A 20,874-nucleotide genomic window follows, 5' to 3' on the forward strand; every position below is an offset into this window, starting at 1 on the left:
CGCGGTACTCAACTGCCGGGGCACGCGCCGGCGGGTCCGGCGACCAGGTACTCAGTCCGCGAGGGAGTACGTACTCAGTCACGGCCTCAGCCACAGCTGGCGAACGGCAACCCGCAACCCGCAACCCGCAACCCGCAACCCGCAACCCGCAACCCGCAACGATCACGACCGGGTCCGGGTATACCGCGGCAAGTCCTGGAAACCCCCCGCGCCGAAACGATTCCTCAGCAACCCTGGAGACCTACCACGGCATCGACGAACGACGACGGTCGACGATCACGGAGGCGTAAAGACTGTGACCGACACTTCCACGGACTACGGCCGCCCTGGCCGAGCCGGCCGCCCCGTCCTGGTGGTCCAGCACGAGGACGGCGCCGGGCCTGGGCTCGTCGGCGAGCGGCTGCGCGCGGCCGGGCTCGACGTACGGGTCGTCCACCCGTGGCGGGGCGAGGCGCTGCCCGCGTCCCTGGACGGCTGGGCGGGGCTGCTCGTCCTCGGTGGTTCGGCCAACTGCGAGGACGACACCGCCGCGCCCTGGCTGCCGCGGGTCAGGTCGCTGGTCCGGGCGGCGGTCGAGGGCGGGACCCGGGTTCCGGTGCTGGGCATCTGCCTGGGCGCCCAGATCATGGCCCACGCCCTCGGCGGCCGGGTCGTGCGCCGCCCCCAGGGCCCGGAGCTCGGCGCCGTACCGCTGCGCCGGCTGCCCGCCGCCGACGGGGACCCGGTACTCGGCGGGGTGCCGGAGGGCGCGCCCGCCGCTCAGTGGCACTGGGACGAGATCGGCGAACTCCCGCCCGGAGCCGTGTCGTTGCTGACCGGAGACGACTGTGCGTACCAGGCCTTCCGTGTCGGTTCACACGCGTGGGGCGTGCAGTTCCACCCGGAGGTGCTGGCCGACACGGTCGCGTTCTGGGCCGCAGCCGACGAGTCGCAGGTGCGGAGCGCCGGAATCGACCCGGACGCGGCCGTCGGCTCGGTACGGGACGCGGAGCAACGGCTCCGCCAGGTGTGGGGCACCGTGGCGGAGGCGTGGGGTGCGGTGGTGCGCGGCGCACGCGTGCCCGTGCCGGCTCGGCCCGGAGAGAGGTGATGGGATGGACCGACGCCACTGGACGTCTTTGATTCATGTCCCGCACCACCGAGGAGAGCCCGCCGCCATGGCCGACGACTACCGCATCGAGACCATCCGCACCGGTTACCGCACCTGGACCGCCCGGAACGACCGTGGCGCGGAGGTGCGGATCGCCACCGCCGACGACGCGGACGCGCAGCCGTCGTTCACGCCCGTCGAACTGCTCCTGGCGGCGATGGGAGGCTGCGGCGGCCTGGTGATCGACCGCACGGCGCGGGCGGTCGACCACGACGACTTGAGGATCGTGGTGGAGGGCGTATCCGGTCCGGAGGACGACGGCAGGATCGGGCGGATCCGGGTGAGCTACGAGTTCGAGCTTCCGGACAACAACCCGCGGGCGGAGGACGTGTTCGCGCGGGGTGTGCGCCTCACGCACGAGAAGTACTGCACAGTGAGCCGGACCGTCGAACACGGTGCGGAGGTCGAGGCCGTACTCCCGGACGGAACCACGGGCTTCCGGGCCGGCTGAGGCGGCGGTACCCGGTACCCGGTACCCGTACCGGGAAGCTGCGCCAGTTCGCCGACCGGGCCGACGAGCGTGCCCCCCGTCATGCCACGCACGGCATGACGCCATAGCGATATTCGTCTTGGACGCGGTGATCCGGACCGCCATAACGTCGAAGGCGTCGCACAGAGCAGTCCAAGTGCGCGACGCCGCAAGGCGTTCCAAGGCTGTTTCCAAGGCTGCTTCCAAAGCTGTTTCCAAGGCAGCTCCAAGGCATTCCGTCGCGAGGGGATTCATCATGCTCATCAAGAGGTTCGTCGCCGTCTCCCTGGCCGCCGCCACCCTCGGCGTCCTCGCCGTAGGCAGTGCCGGTGCCGCCGACACGGCGGCGGCACCGAAGAAGCGCGTCGAGGTCCTCGAGCTCAAGGTCGAGAACCTGCAGTACGAGTCGGTCGACGTCGGCGCGGCAGGGCCGAGCCAGGGCGACGTGAACGTCTTCTCGGGCACCACGTCGAAGGATGGCCGCGTGGTCGGACTCGGGGGCGGTACGTGCGAGGTCGTCCGCATCGAAGGCGACAGGCAGACGTCGCAGTGCGTGATCACGGCTCGGCTGGAGAAGGGCTCCCTGACCATGCAGGCCCTCTGGGAAAGGGGGGCGGCGGAGCTCGAGATGGCCATCACCGGTGGCACCGGCGCCTACAAGGGCGCGAGCGGCACCGCCTACTACTGGGACATCGCCACCCCTGACGAGCGCATCCGCGCCGAGATCGTCCGCTGACGCGACCCGCACCACGGGCGCACGATGAAGGGCCCGGCCACCCGGCCGGGCCCTTCATCGCGTTTCCGGGGGCCTGAACGGGCACGCCGCCCCCACACCGCACGGCTCCCGCACCTGCACCGCGAGGGCCCCGCGCCCGCGGACTCATTCCTCGATGGCGCCGCCGATCCGCCGCAGGTGCCGGCGGAAGCTGTACGAGGGGTCCTGCGCGCGCCGCTCCAGGTACTCGGCGAAGCGGGTCTGGTCGCGGAGGGTCTCCCCCGCCCTGATGCGCCGGGCCTGGTTCCGCTCGGTGCGGAAAATACCCTCGGCGGTGTCGAGCACGTCCTCGACCCGGTCGGCCGCCACGAAGACGACGCCGTCGTCGTCCGCGAACACCACGTCCTCCGCGCCCACCGTGTGCTCCCCGAAGCGGGCGCTCCGCAGGGCCTCCGGACCACGCGGGTCGAGCCGTACCGGCCCCGGGGCGTGGGCGCCGTACGAGAAGACCGGCAGCCCGATCTCCAGCAGGTCGGGCGTGTCGCGGTGCAGCCCCCAGACGACGACGCCGGCGACGCCGGCCGCCTCCGCCTCCAGGACGGCGAGATCGCCGATGCAGGCCTCGTCCGTGCGTCCCCCGTTGTCGATGACCAGCACGTCGCCGGGCTCGCCGTGGGTGGTGAAGGCCTCGAGGAACACGTCGACGCTGCCGTAGTGCCGCGCGGGCAGCGCGCGCCCGGCGAGCCGTCGCCCGGGCAGCACGGGCGTGATTCCGGCGGGCGCGACCCTCAGCGGCACGCCGAGCCGTACGCAGGCGTCGGCGACCAGCGGCGTGGACAGCTCGGCGAACCGCTTGAGCATGGCTTCTCCCATCGTCGAAGTCGGGCGGCGGTCCGGATGCTAGCCGTCACGCGACGCAGGAAAAGGGCCAATGGGCGGCAGTTGGCCCGGCTCCGCGCGTTCGTGATGGAATCCCGGGGTGATGGCGGAAGAGACCTTGTGCGGCGTCCGGCGGCGGACCGACGAAGACCTCGAGGCGTGCGTCAGGGCTCTCACGGACGTCCACCGACACGACGGTTACCCGCTGAACTGGCCCGCCCGTCCCGCCGACTGGCTGCGCGGCGACCCCGTGCTCGGCGCGTGGGTCGGCGTACGGGACGGCCGCCCGGTCGCCCACGCCTCCCTGTCACCCGCCGCCGGCGACGATCTCGCGCCGACCGCCTGGAGCGAGCGGACGGGGGCCTCCCGTGACGCGACCGCCGTCCTCGGCAGGCTCTTCGTCGCCCCGCAGGCCCGGGGCCACGGCCTCGGCGCCCGCCTGATCGCGGAGGCCAGCGCCGAAGCCCGGCGCCGCGCCCTGCACCCCGTCCTCGACGTCGTCGCCTCGGATACGTCCGCCATCGCCCTGTACGAGCACCTGGGCTGGCGCCGCCTGACCACGGCCCACCAGCGGTGGAGCCCGACGCAGACGGTCACCGTCCACTGCTACGCGGCACCCGTGTGACGCGCCGGCGGCAAGGCCACGGCGCGTGCCGGCGTGAGGCTGTGTGAGGCGGCGTGAGGCGGCGTGAGGCGGCTCTGCGAGGATGACGCCATGTTCGATTTCGGCATCGCGGGCTACCAGCCGACCTGGCTGAACCGCCGCAGTGACATCACGCGGGAGCACGGGCAGCGCCTGCGCGGTCTCGTCGGACGCACTCTGACGAGGGTCTGGATGGTCTGGGACCTCCAGGCTGACGAGTGGTTCTGTGACTGCCCGGTCCTCTTCGACTTCGAGGGCGAGCAGGTCGAGATCAATCATCACAAGTTCGACGATCTTTCCGTCACCTGGAACACGGTCGACCCCGGTCGCCCGGTTCGGTGGCCCGACTTCGACCTGCAGTGGCGCGCCGAGCCTCTGCCCGAACTGCGCGCTCTCCAAGGCCGGTCCCTCACAGGGGTCGAACTGCTCGAGTGGACAGGCAGGGACCTGGCGCAGGGCAACGTCGACGTCAGCCTCGTCTTCACGACGGGCCGGGTCACCGTCTTCAACGCGCTCGACGAGAACGGTCTCCGCTTCACCCCGCCTGGTCCCCATCAGAAGGCCCACCCGCTCCCCTGATGCCACCGCCCGTTCACGCACGGACCACCGGAAGCCCTCGGAGCTCCACGCCTCCCGTGACCAGGCCGGCGAGGAACGGACCCATCGCGTTCACGCAAGCCAGATCCGGCGGACCGCGCGCAGAGGGTCCTTCTCCGTGTACGGGGTCTCGGCCCAGATCCTCGTCGTGCGGGTGGCCGCCGTGTACGCGGGCCAGTCCGCGCCCGGGTTCTGGTCGGTGACGAAGGAGACCCAGGCCTGGTGCATGGCGTCGGCCAGGGGCCGGGGCGGGGTCGGGCCGGCCGCGGCCTCCACGCCGGGTGCTTCCAGGAGGTCGAAGGCGAAGGGCAGGTCCAGGCAGTGGTAGGCCTGGCCGTTGACGGGTGACGGCCACTCGAACTGGTAGAGCCAGGTGGGCCGTTCGCGCTCCGCCCGGGCGTCGGCGACGGCCAGGGACGGGGCGCGGAACGTGACGTCGGTGAGGGCCTGGCCGAAGTGACCGGCGGGGTCGGTCTCCGCGTACGTCTCCGCGAACGCCGCGGCCCGCTCGCCGCTGAGGCCGAGACCGCCGAGCAGCACCGGGAGCGGCGGGCCGTCCGGGCCGGGCGCGGGAATCATGTTGAACTCGTGCGCCGTGAAGCCCAGCATCAGCGGTACGTCGGCGCCGGCGTCGCCCGTCGTGAGCGCGTCCAGGACCGGCTCGGGGATGAGATCACCGTCGGCGAAGGGCACGAGGGACAGCATCGGCGGCAGTCCCTCCCGGTCCGGGCCGGGCTCCCCGAGCCGGTCCTGGAGATCGAGGAGCTCGTCGTCGCTCAGGTCCTGGAGCGCGGCGGCCGTGGCAGGCCGGCCCGTACGGGAGGTGAACAGGCGGGATACGGCCCGCGCCACCTCCGGCCCGTCGGGCCTCGTCACGGCACCGGAGACCGAGAGCGCGCCGCGGAACAGGCCCCGCGCCGACGGCACGGCGAGCAGCGTCTGGACGGCGCCGCCACCCGCCGACTGGCCGGCGACGGTCACTTTGGCGGGATCCCCGCCGAAGCGCGCGATGTTGTCCCGCACCCATTCCAGGGCCGCGATCCAGTCCCGCACACCCCGGTTGTCGGGCGCGTCATCCAGGTGCAGGAAGCCCTCGATGCCGAGCCGGTAGCCGAGCGAGACGAGCACGACGCCGTCGCGGTTGAACGCGGCGCCGTCGTACCAGGGGCTCGCGGCCGAGCCCGCGACGTAACCGCCGCCGTGGATCCAGACGAGCACCGGGAGCCCGGCCTCGGGGTCGGCGGCGGGGGTGAAGACGTTCAGGTTGAGCACGCCCTCGCCGGGGATCGACGGCTCAGGAATGGTGGTCACCTCGGCGAACGGCCGGCGCTGCGCGGTCGGCCCGTACGCGGTGGCGTCCAGCGGCTCGGTCCACGGCTCCGGCGGCTCGGGGGCGGCGAAGCGCAGCGCGCCGACGGGCGGCTTGGCGTACGGGATGCCGAGGAAGCGACAGCTTCCGTCCGGCCGCCGCTCGCCGCGGACGGGACCGCGGGTCGTGGTCACGAGGGGGGCGTCCAGGGGAGTCTCCAGGGACATGGTGCGCCTTCCTGGCGGGGCCGGTGCGGCGGCCGCGTTCTCGGGGCTGTGAACAAGGGTGACGGTGACACGATGAACTTACACGTGTCATCCGCGCAGGCCAAGGTCCTCCGTCACATGGCTGGGCTGGGTCCCGGACCGCTGCGGGTCGGCGGTGGCGGTCGGCGGCCGGGGGTCAGCGGCCTGCGGTCGGCGGTCAGCGGCCTGCGGTCTGCGTGCCGCTTGGGCTCGACGGTTCTGAGCGAGCCGTCCCGGGAAGGGAGGCGGTGTGAACGTGAGTCTCAATGCCGCCGTCGGCGCCCTGATCGCCGTGACCGGCGTCGCTCTCATCGTGGTCGGCACCCTCTGCAAGGGACGCGCCGTGCGCCCGCTCGCGCCGCGGCGCGCCCGGGCCGTCGCCTGGCGGGCGTACACGCGGGCGCTCACGCGCTCGGCCGAGCTGGCGATCGCCTCCGCGCGGTTCGCGGCGGGTCGGGGGGAGCCGGCGATCGTGACGGTCGAGGACGTCGTACGGCTCGCGGACGAGCGTTTCGGCTACGAGGAGGTCGTCCGCGAGGACGCCGCCGCGGCCCTCCGGCACGCGTACGAGCGCGCCGGCTGCACGGCGTACTGCGTGACGGACGCCTACAGCTCGATCCGGTAGCGCCGCTTGGTCCGGCTTCGGTCTCGCGGACGTTCCTCGAGGACTCCCCTGTTGCGCTCGATCGTGCGGGCGGAGGCGATGTTCGCGTCGTCGCAGGTGAGCAGTACGCCCGGATCAGTCCGAGCGCACGGGCCTCAGGCAGCACCGACGGCGTGGGCGAAGGTCTCGTCCAGTCTCTGTCGCGGTACTGCGGCATCCACGGCGCGCTACTCCCCCGTCGTGCCGTCGATGCGCTCCCGCAGCATGTCGGCATGACCGTTGTGGCGTGCGTACTCCTCGATCATGTGGGCGAGGACGTAGCGGAGCGAGTACGTCTCGTCGCCGTGGCTTGCGGTGACGTCCAGGGACGGGGCCCTGGCCACGATCTCACGGGCGCGGGCGCACTCGTCGTGCCAGACGGCGAAGGCCTCGTCGACGTCGGCGTCGTCCACGTCGAAGTCGGCCCAGTCGGTGGAACCGGGCGGGGTCCACCGGCTTTGGGTGCTCTCGCCGTTGACGATGTCGCGGAACCAGCCGCGCTCGACCTCCGCCGCGTGCCGGACCAGGCCGAGGAGGGAGAGGCCGGAGGGGGCTATCGCCCGGGTCCGCAGCTGCTCCGCCGTGAGGCCCGCGCACTTCATCGCCAGGGTGTCGCGCTGGAACTGCAGCATGGCGGTGAGGGTGGTTCGTTCGTCGGCGGTGTGGGGCGTCGGGATGCGGTGATCTTGGCTCATGCCCGGCATCCTGCCAGCGGCGGGAACGGCGTGCCGGGCAATTTCCGGGCGGCCGGCCCCCGTCACCGTCCGGCCTCCCTACCGCCGTCCCGCGATCTCCTCGAGGCTCTGGAGCGGGTTCCGGAAGAGCGGGTTCAGCAGGACCGTACCCGCGGCGACGGGCATGGTGGCCGGGCCGGCGTGGGGGCTGACGATGCGTTCGGGGTCGTGGCACACGTGGGAGAGGTCGACGGCCGCGCCCTGGATCTCCTCCAGGTAGCGGGGGTCGAGGAGGCTCGCCAGCTCGGTGACCACGACCAGATCCGGGTTGAGCACGTCGAGCAGCAGCGCTACCGCGCGGCCCACCGCGCGGGCCCGTTCGCGCAGGAGTCGGTCCGCTCGCCGGTCCCCGGTCGCCGCCGCGTCCACCACCAGGAACGCGTCGGGGTCCGGCACGATGCCCCGGCGGTACGCGGTCTCGCCGAGTGCCCGGTTGGAGGCGGTCGCCGCCAGGCAGCCCGAACGGCCGCAGGTGCAGGGGACGGTGGAGTCGGGGACGGGCAGGTGCGCCACCTCCCCGGCAGCTGAACCGGGCCCCTGGTGGACGACGCCGGCGATACCGAGGGCGGCGTCGACGACGTTGCCGACGAAAAGGTGGACCAGGCTGCGACGGGCCTCGGGGCGGCCGAACAGGATCTCGGACTGGGCGACGGCCCGGGCGTGGTTGTCGACCCGTACGGTTGGCCGCCGAGGCCGCGGGCGAGTTCGGCGGCGAGGGGGCGGTGGTACCAGCCGAGCGCGTCGTGCCGGACGACCCGACCGTGGTCGGGGTCGACCCATCCGCCGAGGGCGGCGCCGATGCCGAGGAGCGGGCGGCCACCGAGGTGTTCGTCGAGGAAGGCGCGCAGTTCGCGGGCGACGGTGGCGGGCAGGACGCGCGGGTCGGCGCCGTCGTGTTGGACGGAATGGCGCGCGACGACGCCGCCGCGCAGGTCCACGAGCCCGAGGGTGGACGCGTGCACGCCGAGGTGGACGCCACCCGCGACGGGACCGTCGGCGGTGCCGAGGTGCAGGTCGACGGGGGTCTGCGGGCGTCCGGGGCCTCCGGTCTCCGCGCGCTCGGGGAGTTCCCGCAGGAGCCCGTGCCGGAGCAGGTCGGTGGCCTGCCGCGAGACGGCGGCGGGGCTGAGGCCGGAGAGCCGGGCGATGGCGCTGCGGGCGAGCGGCCCGTGCTCGCGCACGGTCCGCAGGACGGTGGCCGCGTTGGCCTCACGCCGCCCGTCCCCGGCCGGCCGGGGACCGAGCGCGGGTGGGGAGGCGGATGAGTACGCGGGTGCCGATCCGGGTGCCGAAGCGGGTGCCAAACCGGGTGCGGCAGCGGAAGTTGAAGCTGATGCGGCAGCGGAAGCGAGAGCGGGTACGGGGCCAGGTTCAGCAGCGGCAGCGCGTACGGGAGCAGACTCGGGTCCGGGGCCGGGTCCGGGTCCGAGCCCGGGCGCCGGGCGGGAGGTGGGGCTGGGGCTCATCCATGCCTCGTCTCGGAAGGTTGGCACCTGTTTACCGCAAGCCACCGACAGCGCGAACGGCGCCCGGGACGGGCAACTGCCTCGGATTCCGTCCTCGTGCACGCCGACGCGGTCGCGGTCTCTTGTGCCGTTGAGGGCTGGGAACCCGACCTCGGCGTACCGAGCCGTCAGGGACGCCTCGGGCCGTGCCCGGCGCGTCAGCCCTGGAAGGCGGGCAGGGCCAGGAGGCAGGAGCCGCAGAGGAAGAGCGCCGCGACGGCCAGGAAGAAGGCGAGGGGGCGCACCTCTTCCCTCACCCACTCCGGCCGGCGGACGACCGCCCGCTCCGGGTTGCGCGGATCGTAGGCGACCTGGATGGAACGGCCCCCGTTGCTGCCCCGGACGTAGCGGGTCACGCCGTCGGTGGCCACGTACGCGTTGGTGGTGGTGCCGTGCCGGTAGACGTGCCGCCCCTCCACGGTGACGCCGTGGCGGGGCAGGTACCACCGCCGCCGCACCATGGGGATGCCCGGGGCGGCGTAGGTCGCGATGGCCACGCCGGGCATCCCGACCGGCAGGGTCGCGATGGCGCGGCTGGGCTCCTCGCCGACGGACCAGACGAGCGCGGCGAGGAGCGCGACCAAGGCCGCGGCGGCGAACCCCCCGCGTACGTACGCGGCCGGCGTCGCGTCGTCGTCCGGCAGTTCGCTCTCGTCGACGGCGACCCTGAGGCTGCGGGTGACGACGAGCGTGGCGCCGTCGACGGCCTCGTCACCCGCGGCGCGGGCGGGCAGCGCGGCGTTCACCGCGTCCGCGAAGATCACGGCGGCGGCCGCGTTCACGTCCTCGACCCGGTACCCCCTGGTCCACCATCCGACCGACACGAAGCTCGTGGTCATGGGGACGATGGCGAACGTCCGCAAGGAGCTGAGGTCCCGCGTCCGCGCCGTGCGCAGGATGCGGCTGTTCTCCCTCTGCTCCCTCCTGGCCGGCGCGCTGGCGGTCACGGGCGTCCAGCTCTCCGCCTGACGCCGCTCCCCCGCCGCGTCAGCCGGCCGCGCGGGCCGTCCGCCGCTCGGGGCGAGGACCACCAGACCTCGCCGGCAGCCGGCCCCCGCGATGCCGAGGGCGACGTCCATGGTGCGGAACAGGAAGCCGCCCTCCTAGTCGTCCCCGCCCGCCCGCGCCCCTGGGACCTCGGCGACGAAGAAGAGGAAGCAGGGTTTCGTCGAGAGGGCGTGGAAGTCGTCGGGGAACAGTTCGCGGGCGGCCGGGTCGGGCTGTGGCTCGGTGATGGCGGAGAGGCGGAAGCCGGCGGTGGTGAAGGCCTCGGTCATCGCGTGCAGTGACTTTCGCCAGAACCTCATCGGGGCCGTGTGGCCGTCGAGCGTCCACTCGAAGGCGTAGCTGGTGTTCGCGAAGTAGTCGGGCCGGGGGTCCTGGAACGTGTACGCCACGAAAGGGTGGTCCACCGAGGCGATCAGCCGGCCGCCGGGACCGAGTACGCGCCGGAACTCGGCCAGCGTCGGTCCCCAGTCCTCCAGGTAGTGCAGCACCAGCGACGCGATCACGTCGTCGAACGCCGCGTCCGCGAAGGGCAGCGGGTCGCTCAGGTCGGCCCGGTGCAGGGGTACGTCGTCGCCGAGCCGCCGTCTCGCCAGAGCCAGCATCCCGGCGCTGACGTCGATGCCGGTGACGGTGGCCCCGCGGTCGCGCAAGGCGGCGGAGAGGGGGCCCGCACCGCAGCCGGCGTCCAGGATCCGTCGGCCGGTCACGTCTCCGGCGAGGGCCAGTGTCGCCGGGCGCTCGTAGTACGCGTTGACGAGGCTCTTCTCGTTCTCCGCCGCGTACGCCTCGGCGAAGCCGTCGTAGTCGTTCGCCTGACTGGCGGGTATGTCGGTCGAGCGTTCCATCGTCGCAGCCTAGTTGTCACCGGGTGCCTCCCGGCGCGGCCCTCTGGCGCGGGGATTACTTCCTCTGCGAAATTAATTGCCGGACGCCGAACATCCGCTCCCCGTCCGTCTCCCCGGCCCGAAGGGATCCGCATGCCGCCGACGAACCGCCCCAGCGTGATCGTGGTCCTCACCGACCAGCAGCGGTGGGACACCACCGGTGCGCACGGCAATTCCGCAGGGGTGACGCCCGAGTTCGACCGGCTGGCCCGTGAGGGGACCCTCGTCGAGCAGGCGATCACCTCGAACCCGGTGTGCGCTCCGGCCCGCGCCGCACTGCAGACCGGGCGCTTCCCGACGGGAGCCGGAGTGTTCCGCAACGGACTTCCGCTCGGAGCGGAAGTACCCACGCTCGCCGGGGCCTTCGCCGCCGCCGGATACGTCACGGGTTACATCGGCAAGTGGCATCTGGCGGGCGAGGAGCACCCCGACGGACCGGTCCCGCCCGAGCGGCGTGGCGGCTACGCGCGCTGGCTCGCCTCGGACCGGCTCGAGTTCACCTCGGACGCCTACCGGACGGTGCTGTACGACGAGGCGGGCGAGCCGGTACGGCTGCCCGGCTACCGTTCCGACGCCCTGATCGACGCGGCGATCCGCTTCGTCGCCGACCACCACGAGCGCCCGTTCCTGCTGTTCCTGTCCCTCCTCGAGCCGCACCACCAGAACGCCACCGACGACTACCCCGCCCCGGCCGGCTACCGCGAGCGCTTCGAGGGAAGGTGGCTGCCCCCCGACCTCGCCGCGCTCAGCCCGGGAGCGGCGCAGGGCGGCGCGCACCGCCATCTCGGCGGCTACCTGGGGCAGATCAAGCGGGTCGACGAGGGCGTGGGGCGGCTTCGCGACGGTCTGCGCAGCCTGGGCATCGAGGACGGCACCGTGTTCGCGTGGACCGCCGACCACGGCTCCCACTTCCGCACCCGCAACGGCGAGTACAAGCGCTCGGCCCACGAGGCCTCGGTGCGCGTGCCGTTCGTGCTGACCGGGCCGGGCTTCCGCGGCGGCGGCCGGATCGGTCAGCCGGTGTCCACGGTGGACCTGATGCCGACGCTGCTCGACGCCGCCGGGATCGAGGTGCCGGCGGGCGTGCACGGCCGCTCGCTGCGCCCCCTGGTCGGCGGCGGCAGCGAACTCGACCGGCCCTACTCGGTGTTCGTGCAGATCAGCGAGGACGTCATCGCCCGCGCGGTGCGCACCGACCGGTGGAAGTACGTGGTGACCGCGCCGGACGGCGTCGACGCCTGGTCCGAGTCCGCCGCGGACCGCTACCGGGAGAGCGAGCTGTACGACCTGGCCGCCGACCCGTACGAGTTGGAGAACCTCGTCGGCCTCACCTCGCACCGGCGGGTGGCGGACGGTCTGAGGGACGCGCTCGGCGCCTGGTTGAAGGAGGTGGAGGGCGCCTCCCCCGTCATCGAGGCCGCACCGCCACGCACGCTCGACCAGCGCTCGCCGTACTCGTTCCCGGAGGACCGGGTGCCGTGGGAGGGTGTGCGCTTCGGCCACGAGTGACCGACGGACCCTCCGTCAGCCGCCCGACCCCTTCGCGTAGTCGCCGAAGCCCACCCAGTCCAGGGCCACGCAGGCTTCGTCGCCGACCACCCAGGCGTCGTGCCCCGGCTGGACCTCGTAGAACTCGCCGGGTGCCAGTTCGACGGAGTCGCCGTCGTCCATGACGACCTTGATGCGGCCGCTCACCACGTAACCGACGTGGTGGGCCTGGCAGCTGTCGGTGCCGGCGATCGGCTTGACGTGCTCCGACCACTTCCAGCCCGGCTCGAACACGGCCCGGCCGACTGCTCCGCTGTCCGTGTTGAGCAGGTCCATCCTGCCCTTGCCACCCTCGAAGGGGCGGGTCTCGTCTGCGGAGTCGAAGCTCCTGGAAACGATTCCGGTCATCGTCGTCCGCCTCCCGGCGGTGGAAAACGCGCGGATCCCCGAGTCCACTTCCAGGCTACGCCGCGGGGCCCCGACACACCTGGCGGTAAACCGCGTTGCCGGAGGTGATCACCTCGGGTTACGTTGCCTGCATGACTGCCGGGTCGGCCGTGGGCCGTGATCGAGAGAGGCGCCCGGCCATGGCGTGAGCGCCGCCGGGAGGTGGGCGCGGGGTCCGCCGTGGCCGTCCGCCCCGTGACACGCGAGACGCGTGAGCCGCGCAAGACGCTCGCCGCGCGAGACGCGTGAGCCGCGTGAGCCGCGTGAGCTGCGTGAGCTGCGTGAGCCGCGTGAGCCGCACGAGAAGCGCTCGACGCGCGAGACGCGTGCACGGGGACCGGAGGAAGCACATCAGCGCGCACTCTGCGAAAGGACCCACCTGTGACCGTCGAGCTCAACCACACCGTCGTCTACGCCCGCGACAAGCGGGCCTCCGCCGAGTTCCTGGCCGAGGTGCTCGGCCTGGAGGTCGGCGCCCCCTTCGGGCCGTTCGTGCCCGTGGACACCGGCAACGGCGTCACCCTCGACTACTACGACGCCGGCGACACCGCCTTCCGGCCCAGCCACTACGCGTTCCTCGTCCCGGACGACGAGTTCGACGCCATGATCGGGCGTCTGGAGCGCATGAACGTCACGTACTACGCGGACCCGAGCCACCACGAGCCCGGGCAGATCAACCGCCTCTTCGGCGGTCGGGGCGCCTATTTCGACGACCCCGACGGCCACAACATGGAGATCATCACCCGGCCGTACGCCCGTCCCTGACCGGACCGGCGCCCGCCGCGTATCCAACACCTTGTTGAATTTTCGGCGGAAACGCCCGGGAATTGGCAGTTCTGCTCATATCCCGGGGCGGTTTTCTGTGCGGATCCCATATCGGGCAGATCTACACATAAAGGCTAGATAAGCGCACAATGAAACCGCGGCACGATGCCGCAAGCGCGGTCAGACGTGCAGAACGCCAGAAGGAGGCGAGTCGTATGGCCGACGTCTCTCACCGTCCCGGCGATATCAGGGGACACCCGGACGCCTCGGAAATGCGGGACCGTTACACCCGTATGCTCCAGACCCGGGGTGTGGCAGCGGTCGAGGAGCTGGTGATCCTCGCCGGCATCTGGGCCGCGGTCTCCGCGTGGACGGTCCACTTCTCCGCCACGAAGCCGGAGCTCGCCATCAGCAACCTGGTCGTCGGCATCGCTCTCGCGGCCCTCGGCCTCTGCATGTCGATGGCCCCGGAGCGGTCCCAGGACCTCAACTTCGTGGTCCTGCTGCTCGGTGTGTGGCTGATCGTCTCCCCCTGGGTGGTCTCCCGGGACGCCGGAACCGGCGCGATCCTCAGCAATGTCATCACCGGTGCCTGCGTCTGCCTCTTCGCCCTCACGGCGGGCGGACTGCTCATGAGCAAGAGAAGGACGTAACGATCCATCCGACCCTCTCCCAGCAGAGGTCACTCGCCGAAGTCCCCGGAAGGTCCGCCTTCCGGGGACTTCGGCATACCGGCGGACTCCCGCATGCCGGCGGATTCCCGCGGGCCGGCGGATTCCCGCAGGCCGGCGGATTCCCGCGCCGGGCACTTCCCGCGCCGGACCCGCGCGCGTACAGAGCCGGTACGGCGCATTTGCGGCCGCCCGCTTGTGCACGGTGGCGCAGGACCCGCCCCGGGCGCCCCGCCTAGCCTCGCCGACACGAGGCGCGACGGCACCAACGAGGGGCGGAACCACCGGTGAACTGGCTCATTCACGACTACCGCGAGAGCGATCTCGCGGCGGTCGTCCATCTCATCGACACCACGGCCGAGCTGGGCCAGGAGTCGGTCTTCTCGCTCGCCGAGTGCATCGGCGCCCTGACCTCCCGCCAGCCCGCCGTCGTCGCCGTCCACCAGGGCGCGCCCATCGGCGCCGCGCTGGCCTGTGTGGCCGGCGAGCGTGCCTGGGTGATGCGCGTGGCGATCTCCTCGGCCTGGCGCGGCCGGGGCCTCGCCAGCGCGCTCCTGGTGGAACTGGAGCGGCGCCTGGTGGCCGCACGTGTCGCCCGCATCGCGTACGTGCTGCCCGAGGAGGAGCTGCTCGGCGAGGGGCTGCTGAACGCCGGGTACACGCGGCAGCCTGCCGTCGCGTACTTCGAGAAGGTCGAACCGCTGCACGGTCCCGCCGCCAGTCTCCTCGACGACCTCGGCGGGCGGCTGCTGCCCGCCGACCTCTGGGCGAAGGTCGCCGGCATGGAACGGGAGAAGGACCTGATCGAACGGCGGGTCGTGCTGCCGCTCGCCGAGCCCGAGCGCGCCGCCCGGCACGGAGTGCGCCCGCCGCGCGCGATCGGCCTGTTCGGGCCGCCGGGCACCGGCAAGACCACCTTCGCGCGCGCCATCGCCTCCCGGCTCGGCTGGCCGTTCGTGGAGATCCTGCCCTCCCGGCTCGCCGACGAGGGGAACCTGGCGGCGGCGCTGCGCTCGGCCTTCGCCCGGATCGCCGAGCTCGAGCGGGTCCTGGTCTTCATCGACGAGGTCGAGGAGATCGCGCCCGTACGCGCCGAGCCGGTGCAGCCGGGCGGCATGCACGGGGTGACGAACGAACTCCTCAAGCTGATCCCGGGGTTCAGGGAGCGCGACGAGCGGCTCCTGGTCTGCGCCACCAACTCCATCCGCTCCCTCGACCCGGCCTTCCTGCGCCCCGGCCGCTTCGACTACCTCATCCCCATCGGTACGCCGGACAAGGCCGCCCGGGCCGCCATCTGGTCGCGCTACACCGACGCGCGCCCGGAGGTCGACGTGGACGCGCTGGTCACCGCGAGCGAGCTGTTCACGCCCGCCGACATCGAGCACGCGGCGCGGATCGCGGCGCAGAACTCCTTCGAGCGCGACCTGGTGGCGGTGGGCGGCCGCACCGCTGAGGCGGTCACGCCCGGCGCGACCACGGTGGACTACCTGGACGCGATCGGGCAGTGCCGGCCGACCGTGACGCCGGAGCTGGTCGAGCAGTTCGAGTCCGACATCACCACCCACGCACGGTTCTGACGCCGGGTCAGTCCGCCCTGCCGGCCCGTTCCGGTGCCGGATCGGCCCACGGCGGCCGGCTCCCGATGCCGGTTCCCGTGCGGGGTCGGGGCGGTGTCGGGTCGGGTCGGGTCGGGGTAGGGACGATGTGGTCCGGCCCGCGCTCGCCCCACGCCCGCGCGCATATCGTGGGAGCCCGAGAAGTGAGGAGCAGCCGGTGGAGACGGTCGAAGGACTCGCGGTGATGCGTTTCGCCGACGGCGAGGAGCTGGAGGACTGGCTGGCCGAGCACCACGGCGACACGCCGGGCGGCATCTGGCTGCTCCTCGGCCGCAGCGGCTCCGGCCTCGCCTCCCCCGCCTCCGAGGAGATCCTGGACGCCACGCTCGCGTACGGGTGGATCACCGGCAAGCGCAAGGCCCGCGACGAGCGCGGCTACCTCCAGAAGATCACTCCCCGCCGGCCCCGGAGCCTCTGGTCGCAGGTCAACGTGCGCCAGGTCGAGGCCCTGCTCGCGGCCGGCCGCATGCGGGAGCCGGGGCTCGCGGAGGTGCGGGCCGCGCAGGCCGACGGACGCTGGGCGGCCGCGTACCCGTCCCAGAAGGACGCGACCGTGCCGGAGGACCTGGCGGCGGCCCTCGCCGCGGAGCCCCGGGCGGCGGCCGCCTTCGAGGCGCTGGGCAGGACCGACCGGTATCTGATCATCCTGAGCCTGTGGCAGGCGCGGACGCCGAAGACGCGGTCCGCCCGGATCGAACGGGCGGTGACGCGGCTCGCGGCGGGCGGGACGGGGACAGCGGGGGGGCTGACAGGGCCTAGCGCCGTCGCCGGTAGAGGACCTGCCGGGCGTCCCACTCCACGAACGACTCGGCGTGCGTCATGCCGACCGCCTCGAGGAGCCGGCGGGAGCGGGCGTTGGCCTCCTGGGTGACCGCGACGACCGTCGCCGCCTCCGCCAGGGCCCGCTCGACGGCCGCGGCGACGGCCTCGCGCGCGTACCCCTGGCCCCAGTGTTCGGGCAGGAACTGGTACGAGACCTCCGTCTCCCCGTTCCGGCCCTCCCGCTCGACGGTGACCAGGCCGAGCACCGTGCCGTCGGCCGCCCGCTCGACGGCGTGGAACCCGGGCGCGCCGACGATCCGCCGCTGCCGGATGCGGATCACCGAGTCCACCACGGGACCGCCCAGGTGCCGCCGCACCTCCAGGTCGGTCCACAGCCGCGTCACCGCCGGCAGGTCACCGGTGCGCACGGGACGCAGGACGAGCCGGTCGGTCACGATCGGCTCGGAGGCGAGGCCGGGGACGGCGTCGGTGCCGGAGGCGGGCGGGGAGCTGGAGGCCATACGTCGATGATGTCAGGCCCCGGGACGTACGACCCTCGGGGTAGTGATCACCCGTCCCGCGGCCGAGGCGGCGGCGGGCCGGCCGCCCCTAGCGTCGGGTTCATGAGAATCGGAATCCTTGGTACGGGAAACGTCGGCCGCACGCTCGCCGACGCATGGAACGCGGCGGGCCACGAGGTCGTCCTCGGCTCGCGCAAACCGGAGGAGGCGGACCCGGGAGCCGGGCGGGTGCCGATCGTGTCGACCGAGGCGGCGGTCGCCGGCGCCGACGCCGTCGTCAACGCGACGCCCGGCACGGCCTCCCTGGCGCTGCTCACCTCCGTCGGCGCACCCGCCCTCGCGGGCAAGGTGCTCCTCGACGTCGCCGTCGGGTTCACGGCGGACGGTGACCTCTCCCATCTCGGCGAGAGCCTCGGCGAGGAGCTGCAGCGCTCCTTCCCCGACACCCCGGTCGTCAAGACCCTGTGCACCATCGACCGTCTCGTCATGGTCGACCCCGGCTCCCTGGAAGGCCCCGGCACCGTCTTCCTCTCCGGCGACGACCAGGCGGCCAAAGACACCGTCCGCGGCCTCCTCCACGACCTGGGCTGGACGGACGACGCGCTGCTCGACCTCGGCGGCATCGCCACGGCGCGCGGCCAGGAGCACTTCAGCCTGCTGTTCATCGGCATCGCCGAAGGCACCGGCACCTACCGCTTCGGGCTGCGCGTGGTGATGCCGACGGCGGAGGCCGCGGCCGGCGCGCACTGAGCGCGGCACGACGACCCGCACGCACTGCCCTTGCCCCGTCCCGGACGGCCGGGCTCAGCTCAGCATGGCCTTCAGGTCCGTCCACTCCAGGTCCATGGGCGGGTGGGTGTCGCGGGCGGTGGCCGTGTCCTTGTAGCCGCTCGAGGTGACCACGCAGACGACCGGGCCGTCCTCCTCGTCCTCGGCCGGTCCGTGGGAGCGCAGGCCCGCGAGACCGGCCGCGGACGACAGCTCGCACCACAGCCCCTGCGCGGCCAACTCGGCCCGGGCCTGCGCCATCTGCCGGTCCGTCACCGTACGGGCGGCACCGCCGGTCTCGCGGAGGGCGACGACCGCACGGTAGCCGCTGATCTCGCAGTCGATGGCGTACGCGCCGGTCGGCCCGACCGGGACGCGCGCCACGTCGGCCCCGGCGCGCATCGCCTCGGTGAGGGCGCCGGCAGCGGCCGGCTCGGTCGCGTACACGCGCGGGACGGACTCCGTGACGCCCAGCCGGGCGAGTTCCAGGAAGCCCTTGGCCACCCCGAACAGCAACTCGCCGTAACCCGTGGGCACATGAACGGCGGCGGGGGCCCGCCCCAGTTCGAGGGCGATCTCGTACGCGATGGTCTTGTAGCCCTCGGGTCCGAAAGGGTGACCGGTGTGCGCGGTGTCGGTCACGCTGCTGACCGACTGGTAGCCCAGCTCCTCCACGAGTCGGCGCATGTACGGCCGGACGGAGGCGTACGGGACGGTCAGCACGGTCGCCCCGTAGGCGCGCAGGTGGGAGGCGACGGCCGGCGGCGCCTGCGGCGACGCGAAGACGACGCAGGGCAGCCCGGCGCGCGCCGCGTAGGCGGCGGCCGAGGCGCCGTGGTTGCCCGAGGACGACACGACGATCCCGTGCGCGCCGGACCGCACGGCGGCGCTCACCGCGACCCGGTTGAGCCGGTCCTTGTGGCTCCAGGTCGGGTTGCGCGACTCGTCCTTGATCCACACGCCGTCGGCGAGGCGCACCAACGGCGTGTCGCCCTCGCCGAGTCCCGGCGCGTCGAGCGGCGGGAGCAGCGGCGCCCAGCGTTCCAGGCCGTGGGCTGGGGGGCGGGTGAACAAGTCGTCCGGGACGCGGTCGTAGTCGTAGTCGATGTCCAGCGGATACGCGACGGTGTCGGTCGACGTGACCGGGTCGCCGGCGGTGAGCGGAGGCCACAGCGGATGGCGTACGGCGGGGTCGCGGAGGGAACGCTGGGCGGTGGCGAGGAAGTTCACGCGCCCATCCTCCGCTGGAGCGCGGCGAGCGCGCCGGCGTGCCGACCGGGCACGGCACGGCGCAGCTCGACGAGCGCGGAGCCCAGCGCCCGGGCCCGCGCCGGGTCCGCGATCTGCTCCCACTGGTGGTGCGCCCGGTCCACCGCGCCCTCGACGTCCGGCTCGTCCGGACCCTGCCGCAGCCCGAGCCGGGCCTGCGCGGCGGCGATCCACAGCTCGCAGCTCCGCGCCGGCTCCCCCGCCAGCCGCGCCAGGTCCGCCCGCACCTCCACCCAGTGCAGCGCCTCCGCGGACCGCGGCCCGTACCGCCGCAGCGCGTCGCTCTCCCACGCGGAGGCCATCGCGGCGGCCTCCGCGTGCCGCCCGGCCATCGCCGCGGCGAGGATCGCCGGATGCGGGTCCACCCCGCTCCCGGGCCGGGGCGGGCCGCCGACGCCCGCCCCGGGCGCCTCCACGGGCCGCGGCGGCGCGACAATGCTCTCCGCCCGCGCCGCCCCGTTCGCCTTGGCTTCGGCGCGGCGCGCGGCCAAGCCTCCCTTACGCGACGGATTCGGCGCCTCGGGCGCACGTGGCTCGCTGGTCGCCCCGTCAGCCTCCGCCGACGCCGGCGCCGACGCCCCCACGGATAGGGACACGGGCGCGGGCGCAGCACCGGGCGTGGACTCGGGGATGGACCCGGGCGCGGATGCCACCGGCACCGGCACCGGCACCGGCTCCGGCACTCCCGTCGTCGCCGCCGCAGGCGATTCTTCGTCAAGTCCGCTCTGCGGCGGCGGGCTCGGCGTGGCCGCCGCCCGCCGTGTCCCGGCGTGCACATCCGCCGAGCGCGGCAGCAGGCGGCGGGTCGGCGGGGAGTCGACGACGTCGGGGCGGGCGGCGGGCGGAGACGCCGGCGGCGGCGCGGTCGCGGCCGGCACGGGCTGGGCGGACGGGACCGGCAGCGGAGAAACACCCGACCCCTGGGCTGCCTGCATCGGCTGAACGGGCGCCGCTGGTGTGGGCTGGAGGACGGACGGGGCCGGAGGTGTCAGGAACAGGGAATCGGGGCGGTCCGCCAAGGCGGCGGCGGATGCCTCCGCGTGCAGGGCCGGGAGCGGTGGGCGGGCGCCGGAGCGCCAGAGGGTGGCGAAGTGGCGGAGGTAGTCGGGTGTCAGGAGCGGCCCGCGGCGCGGGAAGGGCGTCACGCGCGCGTAGAGCGGGACGGCCGGGCCGAGGGCCAGGGCGCCCGGCTCCGTGGCGAGGCGCTGCCAGAGCTCCGGGTCCGCGGCGAGGTCGGCGACGACGTGGGTCGTGCCGGGACGGCGCGGCGCGAGTTCCGTGGTGAGCCAGTGCCAGGGAAGTCCCGTGTAGCGGAGGGTCGTCGGCGTGCTGCGGGCGAGGGCGAGGTGCGGCAGCCGCTGGCGGCGGTCGAGTTGGACCTGGCCCGCGAGGTAGAGGGCGAGCGGCCCGGGTGTGGCGGCGGCGGCTCGGAGTCTGGTGAGGACGGTCTGCGGGTCGAGCGGGTCCGCCAGTTCGACGATCGTCGCCATGTGCGCACCGGCGAGCACCCCGGCCGGTACCGCCGCGAGCGCGGGCAGCACGGACGCCGCGTCCATGGCCCGTCCCCGTCCGGCAGGCGCCGCGGCCAGCAGCACCGCCGTACCCATTGTGTTCTCCGAGTCGTTCACCACAGCAGCACCGTAACCCGTGGCCACGTGGCCGAATGTCTACTGGTCCTCTTGTGGGCCTCAGGCATATGTCAGAAGCACCACCGTATCGAGTGTTGCCAAATGTCTTACGAGGTGTCCCGGCCTGTGCGAAAGTCGTACCCGGGCTTCACTTCCCA

22 protein-coding genes and 1 pseudogene are annotated in these 20,874 nt (G+C 73.3%); 13 read left to right on the plus strand and 10 right to left on the minus strand.

Features of this window, described 5'->3' with window-relative positions:
- The first annotated feature begins 295 nt into the window (after positions 1-295).
- The 3 genes from ACFWJO_RS02645 to ACFWJO_RS02655 all read left to right on the plus strand — a co-directional run bounded on the left by ACFWJO_RS02645 (position 296) and on the right by ACFWJO_RS02655 (position 2,355).
- Positions 296-1,090, plus strand: a complete 795-nt coding sequence (locus ACFWJO_RS02645) for a type 1 glutamine amidotransferase (protein WP_386863011.1) — start codon at positions 296-298, stop codon at positions 1,088-1,090.
- Between the two features lie 67 nt (positions 1,091-1,157).
- Positions 1,158-1,601, plus strand: a complete 444-nt coding sequence (locus ACFWJO_RS02650) for an OsmC family protein (protein WP_386863012.1) — start codon at positions 1,158-1,160, stop codon at positions 1,599-1,601.
- 274 nt (positions 1,602-1,875) lie between these two features.
- A complete protein-coding gene (locus tag ACFWJO_RS02655) occupies positions 1,876-2,355 on the plus strand; it encodes a hypothetical protein (protein WP_386863013.1) in 480 nt (159 codons plus the stop codon).
- Positions 2,356-2,499: 144 nt separating this feature from the next.
- Here ACFWJO_RS02655 and ACFWJO_RS02660 read toward each other — a convergent pair whose 3' ends face one another.
- Positions 2,500-3,195: an RraA family protein gene (locus tag ACFWJO_RS02660; protein ID WP_386863014.1), complete on the minus strand. Its 696-nt coding sequence runs from the start codon at positions 3,193-3,195 to the stop codon at positions 2,500-2,502.
- Positions 3,196-3,316: 121 nt separating this feature from the next.
- On the opposite strand from ACFWJO_RS02660, the gene ACFWJO_RS02665 reads away from it, so the two are divergent.
- On the plus strand, positions 3,317-3,838 hold the full coding sequence (locus ACFWJO_RS02665; RefSeq protein WP_386863015.1) for a GNAT family N-acetyltransferase: 522 nt from the start codon (positions 3,317-3,319) through the stop codon (positions 3,836-3,838).
- 90 nt (positions 3,839-3,928) lie between these two features.
- Entirely contained in the window at positions 3,929-4,435 is a 507-nt protein-coding gene (locus ACFWJO_RS02670; protein ID WP_386863016.1) for a hypothetical protein, read from the plus strand.
- Positions 4,436-4,525: 90 nt separating this feature from the next.
- Here ACFWJO_RS02670 and ACFWJO_RS02675 read toward each other — a convergent pair whose 3' ends face one another.
- Positions 4,526-5,989, minus strand: coding sequence for a carboxylesterase/lipase family protein (locus ACFWJO_RS02675; protein ID WP_386863017.1), 1,464 nt, complete (start codon positions 5,987-5,989; stop codon positions 4,526-4,528).
- A gap of 274 nt (positions 5,990-6,263) precedes the next feature.
- Between ACFWJO_RS02675 and ACFWJO_RS02680 the strand changes: the two genes are divergently transcribed.
- A complete protein-coding gene (locus ACFWJO_RS02680) occupies positions 6,264-6,632 on the plus strand; it encodes a hypothetical protein (RefSeq protein WP_386863018.1) in 369 nt (122 codons plus the stop codon).
- A gap of 206 nt (positions 6,633-6,838) precedes the next feature.
- Here ACFWJO_RS02680 and ACFWJO_RS02685 read toward each other — a convergent pair whose 3' ends face one another.
- The 3 genes and pseudogenes from ACFWJO_RS02685 to ACFWJO_RS02695 all read right to left on the minus strand — a co-directional run bounded on the left by ACFWJO_RS02685 (position 6,839) and on the right by ACFWJO_RS02695 (position 9,728).
- On the minus strand, positions 6,839-7,345 hold the full coding sequence (locus ACFWJO_RS02685; RefSeq protein WP_386863019.1) for a DinB family protein: 507 nt from the start codon (positions 7,343-7,345) through the stop codon (positions 6,839-6,841).
- Between the two features lie 78 nt (positions 7,346-7,423).
- Positions 7,424-8,574: pseudogene (locus ACFWJO_RS02690) on the minus strand (ROK family protein).
- Between the two features lie 473 nt (positions 8,575-9,047).
- Complete coding sequence (locus ACFWJO_RS02695; RefSeq protein ID WP_386863020.1) at positions 9,048-9,728, minus strand: DUF3592 domain-containing protein; 681 nt, start codon at positions 9,726-9,728, stop codon at positions 9,048-9,050.
- Here ACFWJO_RS02695 and ACFWJO_RS02700 point away from each other — a divergent pair.
- On the plus strand, positions 9,727-9,858 hold the full coding sequence (locus ACFWJO_RS02700; RefSeq protein WP_386863021.1) for a hypothetical protein: 132 nt from the start codon (positions 9,727-9,729) through the stop codon (positions 9,856-9,858). The two genes, ACFWJO_RS02695 and ACFWJO_RS02700, sit on opposite strands and share 2 nt — an antisense overlap.
- Before the next feature lie 134 nt (positions 9,859-9,992).
- Here the strand turns inward: ACFWJO_RS02700 and ACFWJO_RS02705 are convergent, their stop codons facing one another.
- A complete protein-coding gene (locus ACFWJO_RS02705; protein WP_386863022.1) occupies positions 9,993-10,742 on the minus strand; it encodes a methyltransferase domain-containing protein in 750 nt (249 codons plus the stop codon).
- Positions 10,743-10,874: 132 nt separating this feature from the next.
- On the opposite strand from ACFWJO_RS02705, the gene ACFWJO_RS02710 reads away from it, so the two are divergent.
- Positions 10,875-12,290, plus strand: coding sequence for a sulfatase-like hydrolase/transferase (locus ACFWJO_RS02710; RefSeq protein ID WP_386863023.1), 1,416 nt, complete (start codon positions 10,875-10,877; stop codon positions 12,288-12,290).
- Between the two features lie 15 nt (positions 12,291-12,305).
- On the opposite strand, the gene ACFWJO_RS02715 is transcribed toward ACFWJO_RS02710, so the two are convergent.
- Positions 12,306-12,677, minus strand: coding sequence for a cupin domain-containing protein (locus ACFWJO_RS02715; protein ID WP_386863024.1), 372 nt, complete (start codon positions 12,675-12,677; stop codon positions 12,306-12,308).
- 420 nt (positions 12,678-13,097) lie between these two features.
- Here ACFWJO_RS02715 and ACFWJO_RS02720 point away from each other — a divergent pair, with 420 nt between their 5' ends.
- The 4 genes from ACFWJO_RS02720 to ACFWJO_RS02735 all read left to right on the plus strand — a co-directional run bounded on the left by ACFWJO_RS02720 (position 13,098) and on the right by ACFWJO_RS02735 (position 16,639).
- A complete protein-coding gene (locus tag ACFWJO_RS02720; protein ID WP_386863025.1) occupies positions 13,098-13,481 on the plus strand; it encodes a VOC family protein in 384 nt (127 codons plus the stop codon).
- 311 nt (positions 13,482-13,792) lie between these two features.
- On the plus strand, positions 13,793-14,134 hold the full coding sequence (locus ACFWJO_RS02725; protein ID WP_386863026.1) for an SPW repeat protein: 342 nt from the start codon (positions 13,793-13,795) through the stop codon (positions 14,132-14,134).
- A 305-nt stretch (positions 14,135-14,439) separates the two neighbouring features.
- Positions 14,440-15,729 carry an ATP-binding protein gene (locus tag ACFWJO_RS02730; protein WP_386863027.1) on the plus strand — a complete coding sequence of 430 codons (1,290 nt, stop codon included), beginning with the start codon at positions 14,440-14,442 and terminating at the stop codon, positions 15,727-15,729.
- Positions 15,730-15,925: 196 nt separating this feature from the next.
- Complete coding sequence (locus ACFWJO_RS02735; protein WP_386863028.1) at positions 15,926-16,639, plus strand: YdeI family protein; 714 nt, start codon at positions 15,926-15,928, stop codon at positions 16,637-16,639.
- Here the strand turns inward: ACFWJO_RS02735 and ACFWJO_RS02740 are convergent.
- Complete coding sequence (locus ACFWJO_RS02740) at positions 16,524-17,051, minus strand: GNAT family N-acetyltransferase (protein ID WP_386863029.1); 528 nt, start codon at positions 17,049-17,051, stop codon at positions 16,524-16,526. The two genes, ACFWJO_RS02735 and ACFWJO_RS02740, sit on opposite strands and share 116 nt — an antisense overlap.
- Before the next feature lie 102 nt (positions 17,052-17,153).
- Here ACFWJO_RS02740 and ACFWJO_RS02745 point away from each other — a divergent pair, with 102 nt between their 5' ends.
- Positions 17,154-17,801 (plus strand): NADPH-dependent F420 reductase, encoded by a 648-nt coding sequence (locus tag ACFWJO_RS02745; protein ID WP_386863030.1) that lies wholly within the window; start codon positions 17,154-17,156, stop codon positions 17,799-17,801.
- Positions 17,802-17,855: 54 nt separating this feature from the next.
- On the opposite strand, the gene ACFWJO_RS02750 is transcribed toward ACFWJO_RS02745, so the two are convergent.
- Together ACFWJO_RS02750 and ACFWJO_RS02755 are read right to left on the minus strand one after the other, a co-directional pair.
- Positions 17,856-19,049, minus strand: coding sequence for a pyridoxal-phosphate dependent enzyme (locus tag ACFWJO_RS02750; RefSeq protein ID WP_386863031.1), 1,194 nt, complete (start codon positions 19,047-19,049; stop codon positions 17,856-17,858).
- Positions 19,046-20,719 (minus strand): hypothetical protein, encoded by a 1,674-nt coding sequence (locus tag ACFWJO_RS02755; RefSeq protein ID WP_386863032.1) that lies wholly within the window; start codon positions 20,717-20,719, stop codon positions 19,046-19,048. The genes ACFWJO_RS02750 and ACFWJO_RS02755 overlap by 4 nt, the downstream gene beginning before the upstream one ends.
- Positions 20,720-20,874 lie beyond the last annotated feature (155 nt).

The organism is Streptomyces sp. NPDC127092 (assembly GCF_042722475.1).
Lineage (GTDB): Bacteria > Actinomycetota > Actinomycetes > Streptomycetales > Streptomycetaceae > Streptomyces.